At 57.6% G+C, this 18,900-nt stretch carries 15 protein-coding genes; 5 read left to right on the forward strand and 10 right to left on the reverse strand.

From position 1 onward, the window contains the following. Window positions 1-29: 29 nt before the first annotated feature. Both cas6 and SE16_RS03965 read right to left on the reverse strand, forming a co-directional pair. Window positions 30-800: a CRISPR-associated endoribonuclease Cas6 gene (cas6, locus tag SE16_RS03960; protein WP_054494203.1), complete on the reverse strand. Its 771-nt coding sequence runs from the start codon at window positions 798-800 to the stop codon at window positions 30-32. A gap of 93 nt (window positions 801-893) precedes the next feature. After that, the gene (locus SE16_RS03965; RefSeq protein ID WP_054494234.1) at window positions 894-2,789 is read right to left on the reverse strand and encodes an ABC-F family ATP-binding cassette domain-containing protein; all 1,896 of its coding nucleotides are present in this window, start codon (window positions 2,787-2,789) and stop codon (window positions 894-896) included. Between the two features lie 275 nt (window positions 2,790-3,064). On the opposite strand from SE16_RS03965, the gene nirA reads away from it, so the two are divergent. Further along, window positions 3,065-4,699 carry a hypothetical protein gene (gene nirA / locus SE16_RS03970; protein ID WP_054494204.1) on the forward strand — a complete coding sequence of 545 codons (1,635 nt, stop codon included), beginning with the start codon at window positions 3,065-3,067 and terminating at the stop codon, window positions 4,697-4,699. A 112-nt stretch (window positions 4,700-4,811) separates the two neighbouring features. On the opposite strand, the gene SE16_RS03975 is transcribed toward nirA, so the two are convergent. The 6 genes from SE16_RS03975 to SE16_RS04000 form a co-directional block, all read right to left on the reverse strand. Beyond that, window positions 4,812-5,261 carry a Smr/MutS family protein gene (locus SE16_RS03975; RefSeq protein ID WP_054494205.1) on the reverse strand — a complete coding sequence of 150 codons (450 nt, stop codon included), beginning with the start codon at window positions 5,259-5,261 and terminating at the stop codon, window positions 4,812-4,814. Window positions 5,262-5,273: 12 nt separating this feature from the next. Continuing rightward, window positions 5,274-6,182, reverse strand: coding sequence for an aldo/keto reductase (locus tag SE16_RS03980; protein WP_054494206.1), 909 nt, complete (start codon window positions 6,180-6,182; stop codon window positions 5,274-5,276). Window positions 6,183-6,187: 5 nt separating this feature from the next. Continuing rightward, window positions 6,188-7,093 carry an endonuclease/exonuclease/phosphatase family protein gene (locus tag SE16_RS03985; RefSeq protein ID WP_054494207.1) on the reverse strand — a complete coding sequence of 302 codons (906 nt, stop codon included), beginning with the start codon at window positions 7,091-7,093 and terminating at the stop codon, window positions 6,188-6,190. Between the two features lie 84 nt (window positions 7,094-7,177). Continuing rightward, window positions 7,178-8,566 carry an FAD-binding oxidoreductase gene (locus tag SE16_RS03990; protein ID WP_054494208.1) on the reverse strand — a complete coding sequence of 463 codons (1,389 nt, stop codon included), beginning with the start codon at window positions 8,564-8,566 and terminating at the stop codon, window positions 7,178-7,180. 8 nt (window positions 8,567-8,574) lie between these two features. Continuing rightward, on the reverse strand, window positions 8,575-8,856 hold the full coding sequence (locus SE16_RS03995) for a helix-turn-helix domain-containing protein (protein WP_054494209.1): 282 nt from the start codon (window positions 8,854-8,856) through the stop codon (window positions 8,575-8,577). A 249-nt stretch (window positions 8,857-9,105) separates the two neighbouring features. Beyond that, window positions 9,106-10,821 (reverse strand): long-chain-fatty-acid--CoA ligase, encoded by a 1,716-nt coding sequence (locus SE16_RS04000; RefSeq protein WP_054494211.1) that lies wholly within the window; start codon window positions 10,819-10,821, stop codon window positions 9,106-9,108. Window positions 10,822-10,994: 173 nt separating this feature from the next. Between SE16_RS04000 and SE16_RS04005 the strand changes: the two genes are divergently transcribed. The 4 genes from SE16_RS04005 to SE16_RS04020 all read left to right on the forward strand — a co-directional run bounded on the left by SE16_RS04005 (window position 10,995) and on the right by SE16_RS04020 (window position 16,948). Further along, the gene (locus tag SE16_RS04005) at window positions 10,995-11,720 is read left to right on the forward strand and encodes a TrmH family RNA methyltransferase (protein ID WP_054494213.1); all 726 of its coding nucleotides are present in this window, start codon (window positions 10,995-10,997) and stop codon (window positions 11,718-11,720) included. Window positions 11,721-11,839: 119 nt separating this feature from the next. Continuing rightward, window positions 11,840-14,569: an AAA family ATPase gene (locus tag SE16_RS04010; RefSeq protein WP_054494215.1), complete on the forward strand. Its 2,730-nt coding sequence runs from the start codon at window positions 11,840-11,842 to the stop codon at window positions 14,567-14,569. 9 nt (window positions 14,570-14,578) lie between these two features. Next, on the forward strand, window positions 14,579-16,612 hold the full coding sequence (locus tag SE16_RS04015) for a M14 family zinc carboxypeptidase (RefSeq protein WP_082381970.1): 2,034 nt from the start codon (window positions 14,579-14,581) through the stop codon (window positions 16,610-16,612). A gap of 141 nt (window positions 16,613-16,753) precedes the next feature. Next, a complete protein-coding gene (locus tag SE16_RS04020) occupies window positions 16,754-16,948 on the forward strand; it encodes a Flp family type IVb pilin (RefSeq protein WP_054494219.1) in 195 nt (64 codons plus the stop codon). Window positions 16,949-17,011: 63 nt separating this feature from the next. Here SE16_RS04020 and SE16_RS04025 read toward each other — a convergent pair whose 3' ends face one another. Continuing rightward, complete coding sequence (locus SE16_RS04025) at window positions 17,012-17,479, reverse strand: redoxin domain-containing protein (protein WP_160317059.1); 468 nt, start codon at window positions 17,477-17,479, stop codon at window positions 17,012-17,014. 24 nt (window positions 17,480-17,503) lie between these two features. Beyond that, window positions 17,504-18,898: a dihydrolipoyl dehydrogenase gene (gene lpdA / locus SE16_RS04030; protein ID WP_054494223.1), complete on the reverse strand. Its 1,395-nt coding sequence runs from the start codon at window positions 18,896-18,898 to the stop codon at window positions 17,504-17,506. Between the last annotated feature and the right edge of the window lie 2 nt (window positions 18,899-18,900).

Below are 18,900 nucleotides of genomic sequence, written 5' to 3' on the forward strand. Positions count from 1 at the left end.
CCTACGAGTTTCTTTCAGCGCTTCACTGTTTACTCCATACTCTCACGCACCCGCTTCCGCCCCGGCTCCCACACCTGCACAAACCCAAACCCCTGGCTATTCTTTGCCCCCAATCCAGCATCTAGTGCCATCCGCAAATATGGCTCCGGGGCATCCAACTCATAGATACCCGTCCAGCCTTTGATGATGGTGCCTTTGTAGCGCGCCACCACAAGGTTGCGATTACTCACCCGCACAGGCCGGAACGTTGCCCCGTCGGGGGGAATATCCTCACCCGTCCATGCTCGCAGCTTTTTGCGCAAATTTTCAAGCACTTGTGCGCCAAACTCATCTTCTTTGGGCGTGTAGTAGTACGTCTTGCGGCGTCCATCGGGCGCGGTCAGCGTGCTGTACGCTGTAATTGGCGACAGTGCTTTCAGCAACAATGGCCGTGAGAGCGGTTGCGGCTGCAAGACTTCCACCGAATGCAGCAAAAGCTCACTCTTCCCAAGGCGCACAGTCTCACGCCTGACAAGATGTGAAGCCAACGATTGCAAGACGTCTGTCGCAGGTGAAGCCACATAGAAGAAAACAGATTCTTCAAAAGCCAGTTGACCATTCCGCCGCGAAAACGCTCCAAACAGTCGGGAAAATGTGAACAGAGGAAAGCGCCGTTTTTGATCACGCCAGCCAGTATTGTGGAGATATTCAGCAATGCTCGCACTCAAGTGATGGTAGATGAACCCCTGGACGGTTTGGTTATAGTGTACAGGGAGCAAAAGCGGTGATGTTTGAACCGATAAATGGAGTTTGATTTGCATGCACGCCTCTCCGCATTCTTTACTCCTCACACCAATTTAATCGTTGCTTCATTTTAGGGCAAGGGTGCGACAAAAAACGCCTCCCTCCCCCGCCTATTCTTCCAGCGTCTCGGCAAGCCGCAGCCACTCTTCCTCAGCGGCATGCAATGCCGCCTGCACCACCGCGTACTCTTCACCCAAACGCGCCACCGCCTCCGCATCTCCCTGCTCGCTCGCCGCTGCCAGCGCGGCACTGAGCGCCGCCAGTTCCTCTTCCAGCGCCGCCATGCGCGTCTCGACGGCGGCTTGTGCTTCTTCCAGTCGCCGGCGTGCCCTGCGTTCGCGCTCGGCGGCACGACGCGCCGCTTTGCGGGCTTCGTATTCAGCCGCACCATCGCGCTCCGTGGGAGCGGTGCGCGCTTGTTCGCGCAACCACGCACGATACGCTGGCCATCCATCTTCAAATTGCCAGAGTTGCCCATCGGCAATCGCCCACACCTGGTCGGCAAGCGCTTCGATGAGATAGCGGTCGTGAGAGACAAAGAGAATCGTCCCCTCAAAATCTTCAAGGGCGGCCTGGAAGGCTTCCTGTGAGGGAATATCGAGGTGGTTTGTGGGTTCGTCGAGCAGGAGAAGGGTGATGTTCTGCACCGCCAAAAGCGCCAGCGCCAGGCGCGCCCGTTCCCCCCCGCTCAGGTCGCTGACACGTTTCTCAATGGCATCCCCCACAAAAAGATACCGGGCCAGCAAAGCGCGCGCCGCTTCGTATGTCAGCCCTTCGTGAAGAATGTGTGCCAACACGGTCTCATCAGGGCGCAAGTGGGCATGTGTTTGCGCAAAATAGCCGATACGCACCTTCGCCCCTAAACGTATGCGCCCACTCAACGGCGGCACTTCCCCCAAAATTGTGCGGAGAAGGGTCGTTTTGCCGCTTCCATTGGGTCCCACCAGCGCCACGCGCTCGCCGCGTGTGATACGCTGAACGCCCGTGCGCACCAGGGGCGCATCAGGGGCATAGCCCGCTACCACGTCATTGAGTTCCAGCACCATATCCCCCGTGCGCTCGGCGGGCGGCAACCGCAAGCGCGGCGGTCGGTAGGTTGGCGGACGGTCGAGCCGTTGCATGCGCTCCAACTGTTTGCGCCGACCGCGCGCCTGCTTCGACTTTTGACCGGCGATATAGCGGCGGATAAAAGCTTCGGTGCGCGCAATCTCCGCCTGCTGGCGTTCGTAGGCGGCTTGTTCACGCGCCAATGCTTCAGCGCGCTGGCGAACATAGGCGCTGTAATTGCCTTTGTATTCGCGCAAACGCCCATGTGACAACTCCCATACTGTTGTCGCCACGGCGTCAATAAAGGCGCGGTCGTGTGCGACAAAGACCAACGCCCCCTCATACGCCGTCAGAAACGTTTCCAGCCATTCCACACCATCGACATCGAGATGGTTGGTTGGCTCGTCGAGAAAGAGGACATCGGGGGCGGCGGCAAGCACATGCGCCAGCGCCACGCGCGTTTGTTGCCCACCACTCAAATGCGCCAACGGGGTATCGAACAGCGTTTCGGGCACCCCCACCCCCAACAACATGTGGCGAATACGCGCCTCGTAGGTGTACCCACCCGCCGCCTCAAAAGCGGCTTGTGCTTCTGCATAGGTGGTCAGCAGCGCGTCGTCGTCGGGGCGCTCGGCGAGCGCCTGTTCCAGAAGGCGCAGACGCGCCGCCTGTTCATCCAGGTGAGCGAATGCACGCCGCACATACCCAAGTGGTGTTTCATCGGGGGGCAAATCGGGCAATTGCGGCAAATACCCTATGCGAAGCGTGCGCGCACGGTTGACCCGCCCACGTGTCGGCGTTTGCTCGCCCGCCAGGATGCGTACAAGACTGCTCTTGCCGCAGCCGTTGGGACCAACCAGCGCAATACGCGCGCGAGGCGGAACCTGCACGTTGACATCGTCGAAAATATCAAATGCACCATACGAGAGCGCCAGGTGTTCTCCAATGATGAGCGTCATGGTTTTTTCTTCCTGTTTGAGAGTGGATGAAATGATGATGGTTTTACCAAAGTGGGCAAATACACAAAGAACATGCACAAATCATCCCTAGCATTCTGCACAAGGATAACACAAGCGGGGAATACAAAATCGAAAAAAGTACTTCCTACGGAACAAATGGTTTACTGCTTCCAATTTCTTACTTATCAAAATTGGTCTACTTGTGGTATTGAATTCTCTCACTTTTTGCTGGTAGACTGCTGCCGTCAATCGGTACCAACCAATGGGAGGTTGCCATGAGCAAGAAACAAAAACGTTCGATTGAAGAACTCAAAGCTGATGTTGGCGGCTTTGAAGCGATTTGGGCACGTGTCATGCAATGGGCTGCACAAGGATGGGAAGCCATACCTGAAGATGAACGTGATTTGCTGAAATGGTACGGCGTCTTCTATCGTCCACCTACTCCTGGCTATTTCATGATTCGTGTACGCGTGCCAGGTGGCGTTTTGCAAGGACATTGCTTCACAGCGGCCCAATGGCGCACCCTTGCCGACATCACCCGCGATTACGGCCGTGATGTGATTGACATCACAACTCGCCAACAAGTGCAACTACGCTGGATACGCATGGAACATGTGCCAGAGGTCTTGGCACGACTGCAATCTGTCGGATTGACGACCATGCAAACCGGCCACGACAACGTGCGCAATGTCACCACTTGCCCTGTTGCGGGGCTAACCGATGATGAAGTCTTTGACACGCGCCCTTTGGTGCAAACTATTACAGACGCTATTGTCGGCAACTGGCGCTATGCCGATATTCCTCGCAAATTCAACATCACCATCATTGGGTGCCGCGATAACTGTACGCACGCTGAAACTAATGACATTGCCTTTACCCCCGCTTTGCAAGGGCGCACCTATGGCTTCAACGTGTGGGTTGGTGGTGCTATGGGTTCGTGGGGAACCCAACGCGCATGGCCGCTCGATATTTTTGTTGAACCCTCGGCTGAACAAGTTATGCCCGTTTGCCTCGCCATCCTCGACATCTTCCGTGAACGCGGCAATCGTCAGCAGCGCAAAAAAGCCCGCCTTAAGTTTGTGATTGATGAAATGGGCATTGCCGCTTTCCGGGAAGCGGTGATCGCTCGGCTGCCCTTTCCCCCAAAAACTGCCGGTTGTGAATTGACACATGCCCATGCGCAAAACGACCACATTGGGCTTCATCGCCAAAAAAACGGGCGCTACTACGTTGGGTTGAACGTGACCACAGGCCGCTTGACCTTGGATGAAGCCTATGCAGTAGCCAACCTTGCCGAGCAATACGGTACAGGCGAGATCCGTCTCACACCCGAACAAAACATCGTGATTCCCCATGTAGAAGAAGCCAATCTCCCCCTCCTGTTTGCCGACCCGTTGATGCGAACCCTCTCCCCCAACCCGCTTCCATTTCGGCGCGGATTGGTGGCATGCACTGGAAACACGTATTGCCCATTCGCCCTCATCGAAACCAAAGATCGCACGCGCGAGCTGGTGGAATACCTCGATGCTGAATTAGGTGAGGAAGTCAAACACATTCTAGGAACATTTCACATTCACGCGTCAGGGTGCCCCAACTCTTGCGGACGACCGCACACGGGGCAAATTGGACTTATTGGGAAGAAAATACGTGTCAATGGCGAGATTGTCGAAGGCATGGATATTTACATCGGCGGTGAACCGGGGCTTTTTGGGGCTTTCAATGAACGCTGGCAAAAAGGAGTTCCGTGTTCAGAAGCAGGGCTGTTGATTGCAAGCCTTGTGCGTGAATACATGCAAACACGTTTTCCAGGCGAAACATTTCATGTCTGGTGTCTGCGTAAGGGGCTCATCTCTGGCGCCAATACGCACTACGCTCCCATGATTCACGATCTCCAAGAAGCCACTTCCTAAAACACCGAGGGCTTCCATAATTCCCCCATCCTCCTCATACAAGGTCGGGCATGGTGGGCATGCCCGACCTTGCGTGTTGGAATGCGCATACGGTGTCTGCTTGGACGCTTCACTACAACACAACCAATGTGACGCCTTCATTGCGATGATTGAAATCAGGATCGTTGCGGAGTGCGGGATACATGGCGAGCACCATATCGAGCGAGGGGTTGGCGGCGTGAAAATCCTCACCCCGAATGACGACACGCACCACCCCGCGGCGCACCTGGGCGTTCAATTCACGCCGCACGACATGGCGCAATGTACCCCCAACGCCGTGCGAACCGTAGCCGTGGATGATTTTCACCACCTTCTTGCCACGCTGGCGCGCCGTGTTCAACGCATTGCGCAACCGTACCAGGGCTTCCTGCGACGATGGCATACCTGCTTCAAGGTTGACAACGTGCACAGGGGACGCGGGGCGGCGCTTGCGCCCCCCACGCTGGCGAATACGCCGCTCACAAAAGGGGCAGACGGTGGTATGCGCTTCAACCGTATTCCCACAAGTGGGACAAACAGGCACGCTCCCCCTCCTTCACGGCACATCTTCACCCAGCGACGCCACCAGCAAAGCGAACCAATCTTCGCGCGGCAGGTTCAGCGTGCAGGCGCGCACCGCGTTCAAAATGCGTTCGCGGTTGCCCGTGCCCAACACAGGCACCGCCTGCACCGGATGACGCAACAGCCACGCCAGGGCGACCGTATCGGGTGGAACGCCCATTTCAGCCGCCAGCCCATGCAACGCGAGACGAACACGGCGCGCGCGCTCATCTTCGCCACGGAAGAGCCGCCCTCCCGCCACAGGCGACCAGACCATGGGCGCACGCCGCAATTCCTGCGCCTGGTCGAACGTGCCGTCAAACATCGGGTCGAGATGCAGGAGCGACCATTCAACCTGATTGGTTTGCAATGGAAACGGTACACGCGACTGCAACAACGAAAATTGCGAAGGCGTGAAATTGGAGACGCCAAAGAAGCGCACTTTCCCCTGGGCATGCAACTGGGCAAAGGCTTCAGCCACCAAATCGGCGTCCATGAGTGGGTCGGGGCGGTGAATGAGCAACAAATCAATGTAATCAGTGCGGAGCGCGCGGAGCGAGTTTTCAACCGAAGCGATGATATGCGCGCGTGAGGTGTCGTAATGCTTGATGGTATGTTCGGGGCGTGCCGGCGCCACTAGTTTGATGCCGCACTTCGTCACAATCTGCATACGTTGGCGCAAATGCGGCGCTTCGGCTAACACCTCGCCAAACAACGCTTCACAGGTGTACCCGCCATAAATATCGGCATGGTCGAACGTGCTGATGCCATGTTCCAGGCAAAATTCGATGAAAGCGCGGCGTTCCTTCACAGTCCAATTCCAGGACGCCAAATTCATCATGCCCTGCACAATGCGCGAAACGCTCAATCCGCCCCGCGCCAGAAACAATTGAGGGACTAGCATAAGCCTTACTCCGTTTTGTCAGTTGCAAGATCAAAGAAAAAACCAGCGTGGTCAGACGCCCACAGCCAGCGTTCCCCCGTCCAATGAGGCGTGTCCAGTGTACGCATTCCCCCCAAAACACGCCAACGAGGCGGCGGCTGAAAGAGAAAAGCGACATCAATGCGGTGGGTGAACGTCTCCACATCGGGAGCGCCGAACACATCCACGCAACACGTGGGCACCGAAGGCGGCGGCGGCATCATCCGCCACATAGCCCGCAGGCGGTGCATGGTCGGGCTTGCAGGTTGCGCGTTGAAATCGCCGCCAATCACAGCCGGCGTAGGCACGGATGCCACGAAGGCAAGCAGGGCGTCGGCTTGTGCCTGGTTGACGGCGGGGTCGCCATTGGTGAGGTGTGTGCTGACGAAACGCAAAAGCCCCCCACGTGTGCGCACAGTGGCTTCCAGCGCAATGCGATGCTCAAAAAAATCATCTTGCGGAAGCAGTTCAACCATGCGCACGTTTTCCAGCGGAAAACGGCTCAAAATGGCTTCGCCCTCTTCAAATCCAATCCACGCCAGGTTGCCATTAGCGCGCGCATAAACCCAATTCATGTTGAGCCGTTCGGCAAGATATTCGGCAAGCAACCCATCACGACGTGTATGGGAAACTTCTTGCAGGAGAAGCACATCGGCATTGAGCGCCTGCACTGTCTGGATGAGCAGGTCGGCGCGCGCCATGCGCGCTTTGCCGTCTGGAAAGCCATGCAGCATGTTGAACACCAGCACGCGCATGTGCGAAGGGGGCGGCGTTTTCACGCAATCCAAGCAGCCTTGCACGGTCTCAGCGGGCATGCTGGCGTTCCACACCAGCAACGCCACGCCCACACAGAGCAAGAAGATGCCCAGCAACAAGGGTTTCCGCACACGCATACAAGCCGACGCCTTTCAGCGGTTGGTTGGCAACGCGCGGTATTCTAAAATGAAGACGCGAGGGGCACAACCAATCAAGCCTGTTCAGAGGAGAAATGAAGAGGGGATAACCTTGCCGGGATTGAGAATGTTATGCGGGTCAAGGGTGCGTTTGAGAAGCGCCATGAGCGTCAACGTGGCTTCGTCATATTCGCGAAGCAAGTATTTTTGCTTGCCAATGCCGACACCATGCTCCCCCGTGCATGTGCCTTCGAGCGCGAGGGCTTTTTCAACCACCTGGTCGTTGAAGTGTTGCAACCGCGCAAGGGTCTCCGCATCATCCGAAGGAGCAAAGACAACCGTATGCGCATTACCATCGCCGGCATGCCCAAACAGCGCACCATCCAACGCCATGGTGTCCAGCAATTCGGCAATGAACGCCGCCAATTCAGGATAGTGTGAAATGGGCACAGCCACATCAGTGATGAGATAAGGCTGGCTGGGATGCGTTTGCACCATGGCATGGAACAGATGATGCCGCCCCTGCCAAATGCGATCACGCTCATCGCGCCCCACACCGGAGACAAACGTGGTGGCTCCCATATCGGCACACAGTTCACGCACAAGCGCCAATTCGCTGGCAATGGCGGCTTCGGTCGCACCGTGGAATTCCATCAACAAAGTTGGCGCTATGGGTACATCAAGCGGCGTATTCAGCAGAAAGTAGCGCATCGCACTCGCATCGAGCAATTCCAGCGCGGCGGGCACAATGCCTGAGCCCATGATGGCATACACGGCATTGGCGGCGTCGGTCGTTGTGGGGAACGAGGCAATGGCGGCGCTGAACTGTTCGGGGAGCGGCGCCAGTTTCAAGGTGGCGGCGGTAATCAACCCCAAGGTTCCCTCTGAACCGATGAAGAGGTGTGTGAGGTCGTACCCCGCCGATTGTTTGACCGAGCGCGAGCCCGTATGCACCACCGAGCCGTCCGCCAGCACCACCTCCAGGGCGAGCACGTTATCGCGCGTTGCACCATATTTGACGGTGCGCGTGCCGGCGGCGTTATTCGCAATCATGCCGCCGATGCTGGCATTGGCGCCGGGGTCGGGTGCAAAGAAAAGCCCGTGGCGGGCCAGGGTGCGGTTCATGTCTTTGTAGAGCAGACCAGGTTGCACAACAACCTGAAAATCGGCGGCATGGAGCGCAAGAATGCGGTTCATGTAAGTGAAGTCAATCACCATACCGCCTGCAAGTGGAATGGGGTTGCCTTCCAGGCTACTTCCGGCACCCCACCCAACCACGGGCACGCGAAAACGCGCCGCACATGCAACAAGCGCGCTAACTTCATCGGTCGTCTGCGGCCAGACAACGAGGTCCGGCAAACACGCGGCATGGGACGATTGGTCGCGTGCATGGAGAGCGCGCACCGACTCACCGGTAGAGACGCGCGCATCGTCCAGAATGTGGCGCACTTCGGCAAGAAAGGCTGGATCCATAAAATGCGTCAGGCGTCTTTGCGCTTCTTCGGCTTGCGACCCCGTCCGGGGCGAATGAACAAGCCCTTCACACCTTCTTTTTGGTAGCGATGCACCCAGCGATACACCGTATCCGGCTGGCGCTCCTTGGGCAAGTGCTTCAAGGCGACTTCACGCCCGGATTTTCCTTCGGCGATTTTGAGCAACGCTTCGGCGCGTTCGCGCATGTAGCGCAACGGGTGGTTGTCGCGAATATCTTCAAGTTCGCGACGTTGTTCCGGCGTCAAATGAAGTTCAAGTCTACGGGCCATCAGAATCCTCCTCTCTCAATTTTTTCTCACAAACCACGCCTCAACAGCATATACCGCCTCCTATGCAACCTGACAACCATTGAATCGCTCGCACACCGTTGCAGAAGCGGCATAACTCCAATTATAGTGAGACGCCAAAAAAATGTGAAACACTACGCAAAAAAGTATGGCGTGAATTTCTTAAAAAAATACGGCGCGCCTGAAAAGCGCGCCGCATGAGGCACAAACAAGGTGGCTACGGGTATGAGCCTAAGCCATATTTTTCTTCTGCGCCTCAAACTTTTTGCGTTCTTCCTCGGCAAGCACCCGCCGCAACACTTTCCCCACGGTGCTTTTGGGCAACTCATCGCGGAACTCAATCAGTTTGGGCACTTTGTAAGGCGCAAGGCGCTCGCGGCAGAATTGCTCAATCTCCTCAGCCGTCGCCTGCATGCCCGGCTTCAACACAATGAACGCCTTGACCGTCTCGCCGCGATATTCATGCGGCACACCCACCACAGCGGCTTCGAGGACGGCGGGATGCTCATAGAGCACATCCTCCACTTCGCGCGGATAAATGTTGTACCCACCGGCGATAATCAGGTCTTTCTTGCGGTCTACAATGTAGAAGTACCCATCTTCATCCATCCGGGCAATGTCGCCCGTGTGCAGCCAAACCCGCCCTTCTTCATCCTTCCGCAACGTTTGCAGCGTCTCATCCGGGCGGTTGTAGTACCCCGCCATGACCTGCGGCCCGTGAATAATCAACTCGCCAGGCTCACCCACCGGCAACGGCTCCGCCGTTTCAGGATGCACAATTTTCGCCAGTGTATCGGGGAAGGGAATGCCAATGCTCCCCCCCTTGCGCGTGCCATTCAGCGGATTCGCATGCGTAACCGGGCTGGCTTCGGTCAAGCCGTAACCTTCAACCAATTTCGCGCCCGTCAGTTCTTCAAACTTGCGCTGCACTTCCGGCGGCAAGCCCGCGGCACCACTGATGCAATACTTGATAGACTTCAAGTTATGTTTGGGCGTGTCAGGATGGTTATTGATCGCCGTGTAGAGTGTCGGCACGCCGGGGAAGAGCGTTGGTTTGTACTTGTCAATCATCTTCAGCAAGAAGGGGATATCGCGCGGGTTCGGCACAAGAATCATCGTCCCCGCGTTGGCAATACTCAGGTTCATGATGGTGGTCATGCCGTAGGAGTGGAAAAGCGGCAACGCGCCCAAACACGAATCTTGCCCTTTTTCCAATCCTGGCATCCATGCAGAAACCTGCAACGTATTCGCCACCAAATTGCGGTGCAAGAGCATTGCCCCTTTGGGAACCCCCGTTGTCCCGCCCGTGTACCCCAACACCGCCAGGTCGTCTTTGGTCACGCCGGCGGGGCGCAAGACCGCCGACGCCCCCACTTTCAAGAAATCGGTGAACCACGATGCGTTGGGCATGTCCGAAATGTCGGCGTAGTGCCCTTCCTTCTTTTCCTTGAACAAGGTGAAAAGCACTCGCAGATGCGTCGGGAAATAATCCTTGATATTGCCGACAATGACATGCTCGACGTTCGTCTTGTGCAGCACCGAGCGTACCGTCTTGAGGCTCATGGTCAGCGTTGCAATGAAGCGGGCGCCGCTGTCCTGCAACTGGTGTTCAACCTCGTGGGCGGTGTAGATGGGGTTTGTCGGCACAACAACACCCCCCGCGCGGAGTGTGCCATAATAGGCGATGACGTACTGCGGGCAGTTGGGCATCATCACCGCCACACGGTCGCCCTTTTGCAAGCCATAATGTTGCAACGCGGCGGCAAAATGGTTGACGGCCTCATTCAATTCACGGTACGTTATTTTGGTGCCGTAGAAGATGATAGCGGTGTTGTGGGGAAAATCACGAGCGCTGTCGGAAAGAAAGGTGTCCAATGTGTAGCCGGGATACGTCAAACTTTCGGGTACACCTTCATCGTAGAACTTTAGCCAGGGTTTTTCTTGCATGTTTCCCCTCCCCAAATGCCATGCAGTGGTTGCCAGTGGAGATACACCTAGTCTATGCCAACTTGCCGATTTCGCCAAATTCAAACAAACAGTTGTTTGGTTGCCAAAATTGACGCAAAGCAGGCTTTCCATAGGATGCTGGTAGCCACTCATCAACACGCGGAGATAGCCTTATGACGCCTGAAGAACAACGCGCCGCCCTGTTTGAACAACTGGTCAACGAGGGCATTCTCGACGAAAGCGACCGCATTTTGTGGGAACTGCTGACGCCTGAGCGCGCCCTCAAAATGGACGCCGTGCTGCGTCAACGCACGCGCCATATCGCCGTGCTGCTTGAAGCCGTGGACGATGGACACAACCAGGCGGCGGTGCTCCGTTCGTGTGAGGCGTTTGGCGTGCAAAACATCGGCATCGTCGCCGGGCGCGGCGGTTGGCAACCCAGCCAGGGCGTCACGCAGGGCGCCGACAAATGGCTCTCCCTGCATCACTACGCGACCATCGAAGAAGCCATCCGCGCCATGCAGCACCGCGGCTACCGCGTACTGGCAAGCCGCCTTGATGAGCACGCCACCCCCATCCAGGAGATTGACCTGCGCCAACCCGTGGCGCTTCTTTTCGGCAACGAGCACGACGGTGTGAGCGATGAAGCCGTGGCATTGGCGGATGGCACATTCATCATTCCCATGTACGGCTTCGTGCAGAGCCTCAACATCTCTGTCGCCGCCGCCGTGAGCATCTTCCACACCACCCAGCGCGCCCGCCGCGAAGTGGGCGACGCCTACTTTCTCACGCGGGAAGAACGCCGCGCCATCTTGCGCCGCTGGATGACCTCAAACACTCCCCAGGCGCGACGTGTCGCCGCGGCGCTTCGGCGCGCCGCTTCCTCAGACCAAACCTGATCCGCAAACGAACGCCAACGCACGGCATTCCACGTTTTTTGCTTTTTCGCTGACGCGCCTTCGTGCTATCATGCCCCACGCACACGAGCAACCAACCAACCCACCTGAAGGATAGCCGTATGATTCCCATTGCGCTTGAACTGCGAAACTTCATGTCCTACCGCGGCACTACCACGATTGACTTCGAGGGTATTCATCTCGCCGCCATCATCGGCGACAACGGACACGGCAAATCCAGCATTCTGGACGCCATCACATGGGCGATATGGGGCAAATCGCGCGCCAAGTCAGACAACGATTTGATCACGCGCGGGCAAACCGATATGCGCGTGGCGTTCACGTTTGAACTGGATGGGCAGCGCTACCGCATCATCCGCATACGGAACATGGAAGGGCGCGGAACAAGCCAACTGGAACTCCAGCTGCACAATGGGACCACGTGGGTCAATATCGGCGGCTCGAAACTGCGCGAGACCCAAAACGAAATCGAAAAACTGCTCAAAGTCTCCTACGATACCTTCATCAATTCCGCTTTTATTCTGCAAGGGCGGGCTGATGAATTTACGACACGCAAGCCCGCCGAACGCAAAGAGATTCTGGCTGATATTTTGGGGCTCAGCGTGTACGACGAGCTCGAAACGCGCGCCAAAGAAAAAGCCCGCGATGCGGAGCTGCAAGTCGTCCGTTGCGAACGCGAGATTGAGCAGGTCGAAAGTGAAATCGCCGGTATTCCCGCTTTGCGCGAGGAAGTGCAACGCATTGAGCGTGAGCTGGAACGCCTGAAAGCGCAAAAAGCCGAAGCCGACGCCGAACACCAACGCCTGCTCGCGCAGTGGAACGAATTAGTCAACAAAAAAGAAGCCCTCACCGAAAAAGAGCGCACACTCAAAGAGTCCCAAGCCCGCTACAACACGCTGCAAGAACGCGCCCGCAACGTCGAAAAGCGCATCCAGGCGGATGAAGCCTTGCTCGCCCAGCGCGAGGAGATTGAAAAACGCTACCAGGACCTGCAAGCCGCGCGCAAAGAAGAAGCCCTCTGGAACGAGCGTTTGGACGCCTTGCGCCGCCTGGAACAGGAACAACGCACCCTCGAACGGCGCATCGAACAAGAACGCCGCGCCCTCGATGACCAGCTCCGCCAGACTGAGCGGCGCATCCACGAGCTCAACCGGCGCATCGCCGAAGCCATCAGCAAACTGGAAGCCGAAGCCGCCTCGCTGGCGCGCGAAATCGAACAGCAAAACGCCATTCTGGCGCACCAATCCGACTACGAAGCGCAACGCGCCAAAGCCGAAGCCAAACTCGCCGAGCTGCAAGCCCTCGACGAGGAACGCGAACAGCTACGCGAGCATTACCAGGACCGCCAAACCGCTATCAGCAAGCTGGAAGCTGAAAACGCGCACTTGCGCAAACACATCGCCGACTTGCAGGAACGCTTGCAATTGCTCGAAAGCCAGGCGGGCGCGACGTGCCCCGTCTGCCGGCAGCCGCTTGCCCCTGAACACCGTGAACGTGTGATAGCGGAGACACGCCTGGATATCGAACGGGCGGAACAAGCCATTGCCGCCAACAAACAGCGCATCACCGACCTGCAACACGAACTGGACGCCATCACACAACAAGGCAAGCAACTGCGCCAGCAGATTGAAAGCGAACGCCCACGCTGGCAAAAACAATTCGCGCAAGCCGAAGCCAACTTGCAGCGCGTCGCCGAAGCGCGCAAACGCCTCGCTGAATTGGAGCGCCAGCTCGCTGAACGCCAGGCACAACTCAACCAAGACGACCCCGCCGCGGCAATCGCCAGCGCGGAACGGGCGGAGCTGGATACGGTGCAAGCCCAGGCCGATGAGCTCCGCGCGCGCCTCGAACGCGAAGAATACGCGCAGGAACAGCGCGCCCAACTTGCCCAGGTGCTGGAACGCATCGCCGAGTTAGGCTATGACGAAGCCGCACACCAGAAGGCGCGCCAAAAAGTGCGCGCACTTGCCGACGCCGAAACCCAATTGCGCGACCTGCATTCGGCACAAGAACGCCTGGCGAGCAACCGTGAATTGCTGGCATCGTTGCGCGACAACATGGCCACCCTCACCAAGCAAATCGAAACCCAAGCCGCCGAAGTCGCCGCCTTGCGCGAGGAAATACGCCAGCTTCCCGATATCGAAAAGCAGAAAAACGAAGCCCGCCAGCGCCTGGAACGTTTGCACCAGCAACACATTGACGCTGAACGCAAATTGGGCGCCGCCCGCCAAAAACTGGAAACGGCGGAAAAACAGCGCGAGCGGCTCGAAGCTCTGAAAAAGGAACGCGCGACCTGGCGAGAACGCCTCCATGCGTTCAAGGAACTTCAAAAAGCATTCGGCAAAAAAGGCGTGCAAGCCCTGATTATCGAAGCCATCCTGCCCGAAATCGAAGAAGAAGCCAACCGCCTGCTCGACATCATGACGAATGGGCGCATGTGGGTGCGGTTGGAAAGCCAGCGCGCGCTTGTATCCAAAGACGCCAAAATCGAAACGCTCGACATCATCATCGGCGATGAAGCCGGTGAACGCCCCTACGAACTGTACAGCGGCGGCGAAGCCTTCCGCGTCAATTTTGCGTTGCGCATTGCGCTCAGTCGCTTGCTGGCGCAGCGTTCGGGCGCGCGCTTGCAAACGCTCTTCATTGATGAAGGTTTTGGCTCGCAAGACGCCGCCGGACGCGAACGCCTGGTGGAAGCCATCAACGCCATCAAAGATGAATTTGAACGCATTTTCGTCATCACCCACATCGAAGAACTCAAAGATATGTTCCCTGTGCGCCTCATCGTCACCAAAGGACCTGAAGGCAGTCGTGTTCAACGCGAAACATAGGAGCAACACATGTCCCGTGCGCCCCGTCTTTTTTCTGCCGCGCTTGTGCTCGGCACCGCCCTTGTCGGTATGTTGCTGTGGGGGGCACTGCACACCCTGCGCCCCCCACTCGCCAATGAAACCGCCCAAGCCCCCGCCGCTCCCATTGTGGCGCTCATCACCTTCCACGACCGCGACGACCTGAACCGTCTGGCGGCGCGCTACGACCTATTTGAAACAGTTGACCATGCGCGCCGACAAGTCCCCGCCCTGCTTTCGCCTGAGGAACTGGCAGACCTGCGCGCCGAAGGCTACACTGTGCGCATTCTCCCCGACCTCACAGCCCAAGCCCAAATGGAAAACCGCCCGCTCGCGGGGCAAACCAGTGGCATTCCGGGGTATCCCTGTTATCGCACGGTGGAAGAAACACACGCCTCGCTTTTCGACCTCGCCGCGGCGCATCCTTCACTGGTGCGCGTGCTCGACATCGGCGATTCGTGGGAAAAGACCACCTCAGGTGGTGCGAACGGGTACGACATCCTCGCCGCCGTCATCACCAATCAGAACGTCACCCCGCCGGGCGGCAAATTCAAATTTGTGCTCATGAGCGCCATCCACGCCCGCGAATATGCCACCGCCGAACTCGTCATGCGCTTCGTCGAAGACCTCGTACAACGCTACGGCACCGACCCCGACGTGACCTGGTTGCTGGACTACGGAGAACTCCACATCATTCCCCAAGCCAACCCGGACGGGCGCAAACAGGCAGAAGCGGGATACCTCTGGCGCAAGAATACCAACAACACCAATGGGTGCACAGCCTTCCCGTACTACGGCACCGACCTCAACCGCAACAGTAGTTTCAAATGGAGGGGCGCTGGCTCAAGCGGGTATGCCTGCTCGTCCACATACCGCGGTCCAACCCCCGCCTCGGAACCGGAAACGCAAGCCATCCAGAACTACGTCGCCTCCGTCCTGCCCGACCAACGCGGTCCCGCCGACACCGACGCCGCACCACCCGACACAACGGGACTGTTCATCACCGTCCACAGTTACAGCGAACTGGTACTCTACCCGTGGGGCTACACCAGCGCGCCCGCCCCCAACGCCGCAGGGTTGCGCCGCCTGGGCGACAAATTCGGCTACTACACCGGCTATCAGGTCTGCCAGCCGGCGGAATGTCTCTACATCGCCGACGGCACCACCGACGATTGGGCGTATGGTGAGTTGGGCGTTGCCGCCTACACCTTTGAAATTGGCACCACATTCTTCCAAGCCTGTTCCTACTTTGAAAACACCATCCTTGCCGAAAACCTGCCCGCCCTGTTCTACGGCTTCAAAGCGGCACGCCGCCCCTATCAAACGCCGGCCGGCCCAGAAGTGCATACGATTCTGCTAAACGGTGTCATGACCAACACCATCACGCTTACCCCCGGCGATATTCTGCGCATTGAAGCCACCGCCGACACCACACGCACCGCCAACCAGACCACACCTCCCGCCATCGCCGCTGTGCGATACAGCATTGACGCCCCCTCATGGATAACAGGTACACAAACCTACACCATGACTGCAGTAGATGGTCTGTTCGACTCGCCGACCGAACTCGCCCTGGCGCACGTTGACACCGACGGCTGGACGTTGGGACGCCACACCATCTTCATCGAAGCCCAAAACGCCAACGGCGACTGGGGCGTCCCTTCAGCGGTATTTGTGGATAGCGTTTTGCCAGCAGGCTTCACCTTTACCGCGGACACACCCGTCTTTCCCGGTGAAACGGCACATCACACACTCGCCATCACCAACCAGGATACCACTTCGCACACGTACACCATCACCGTCGTCAGCACAGTATGGGCGGCAAGCGTGCTCAGCCCCACCGTGACGCTCGCCCCATCCGAAACGGTATCGGTGCCGCTCACCGTGGTGGTGCCCGCCACCGCCGCCGACGGCGAAGCACAGCCCACTCGTCTGGGTGTGGAAAGCGAAGCCAGCACCTTCACCTTCAGCATCATGACCGAAGCGCGCTGGCATCGCCATTGGTTGCCCCTGCTCGCACGCTGACCACAGAGCATGTTCCAAATAAACGCGACAGTTAGCGTTTCCGCCTATTCACAAATGGCGTTTTGTGGTGTATACTGAGCGTGCGAGCCGCATCTGGCATCTGTCCATGCCGAAAAGGTGGAAGATTATCGAGGAGGATTTATGTTTACTTTCATTCCATCCCTTTTCGCGGTGTGGCAGGCAGAGCAAAAGGAGCGGGGGCAAGCACTCGTCGAATACCTTCTCATTCTGGTGCTGGTTGCTATCGTCGTCATCATTGCGCTCTCGCTTCTGGGTACAACGCTCAGCACGGTCTGGTACGACCTCATCAATTGCGGCTTCAACCAATCGTGCTAGCCTGCACACCCAACGCAAAAACGCCCCGCACATGCGGGGCGTTTTGCTTCGTCAATATGCCTCTCAGGCGGTCGCGGCGGCAGCCTTTTTCACCGCCTCTGCCACCTGCTCCACATCCGGCACGTTGGGAATGCCGACGTGGATAACCTCACTCACGCGACCTTCGGGGTCAATCACGACCACCACGCGGTCGCAAATCCCCTTGTCTTCCAGATAGACGCCATACTTCTTGCACACGTCGCCTTTGGGGTGGAAATCCGCCAGCAAGGGGAATTCGATACCCTGCTGGGCGGCAAACGCTTTGTGCGCCCACACACTGTCCACGCTGATACCGAACACCTGCGCATCCAAATCGTTGAACACGCTCAGCGCATCACGGAAACACGCCATCTCGTTGCTACACACGGGGCTAAAATCCAGCGGGTAGAAGAGCAAGACCACCGGTTTGCCGCGGTAATCGCTCAACTTGTGCACGTTTTTATCCTGATCGGGCAATGCAAAGTCTGGCGCCATCTCTCCTGGTTGAATCATCGTCATCCTCCTCTCTCCGTTGCGTTAGAAGTGAATCGGATTGCCTTCGGTTGCCAGCGCCGCCTCGGCAATGACTTCGCTCAACGTCGGGTGCGGGTGAACGGCGTCGGCGATTTCCAGCGGTGTGCTTTCCAATTCGCGCGCAATGGTGAACTCGGCAATCAATTCAGTCACTTCGGGACCCACCATGTGCGCGCCCAGGATTTCACCAATACGGGCATCGGCAATAATCTTGACGAACCCTTCGCCTTCGCCCAGCCCCAACGCCTTGCCATTGGCGCTGAATGGGAACTTGCCCACCTTGATATCGTAGCCCTGCTCGCGCGCTTGCTGTTCGGTCAACCCCATGCTCGCCACTTGCGGGTTGCAGTAGGTCGCGCGCGGCATCATGGTGTAATCGAGCGTGTGAACATGCTTGCCCGCGAGATAATCCGCCACCACAATCCCCTGGTGCGAGGCGACGTGCGCCAGCGGCAATTTCCCCGTGACGTCGCCAATGGCGAAAATGTGCGGGATATTCGTGCGCATGTAGTCATCAATCTGAATGAAGCCGCGCTCATCGGTGGCAATACCAACGGTTTCCAGCCCAATCCCCGCCGTGTTCGGCTGAATGCCAACCGCCACCAGCACGCGCTCCACTTCCAGCACGGTCGCATCCCCACCACCCTGGGCGGGTTCCACCGTGACTTTGAGCATATCCCCTTCACGCACCACCGACGTGACTTTGCTGCTCGTCATGTACTTGATGCCCTGTTTCTTGTAGGCCTTTTCAACCTCTTTGGAAATTTCCTCATCTTCCAGAGGCAACAAGCGCGGCAAAAATTCCACAATGGTCACATCGGCGCCATAGGCGTTCATCACATAGCCAAATTCCATACCAATCGCGCCCGCGCCAATGATGACCATGGACTTCGGCACGCGTTTATCCACAATGGCTTCGCGGTAGGTCTGCACATATTCGCCATCAACTTCAATGCCGGGCAATGTACGCGCGCGCGCACCCGTGGCAATGATGATATGCTTGGCGGTATAGCGCGTACCATCCACCTCAATCGTGTTGGCGTCCACCAGGCGGCCGGTGCCCTGAATGTGTTCCACACCATACTTTTTGAAGAGGAAGCCAATGCCGCCCGTCAGGCGTTTGACCACACGGCGCGAGCGATCAATCGCCTTGGTATAATCGGCAACAAAATTATCAAACGAGAACCCAAATTCCTTGGCACGGTTGTTGATCAGCGAGACCAACTCCGCGTTCTTGATGAGCGCCTTGGAGGGGATACATCCCCAGTTGAGGCAAACGCCCCCCAGATTTTCGCGCTCAATACACCCGACTTTGAGACCATTTTGCGCCGCACGAATGGCAGCCACATAGCCACCAGGGCCAGCGCCTAACACTAAAAGGTCGTATTGTTCAGCCATCG

It is taken from the genome of Ardenticatena maritima (assembly GCF_001306175.1).
GTDB lineage: Bacteria > Chloroflexota > Anaerolineae > Ardenticatenales > Ardenticatenaceae > Ardenticatena > Ardenticatena maritima.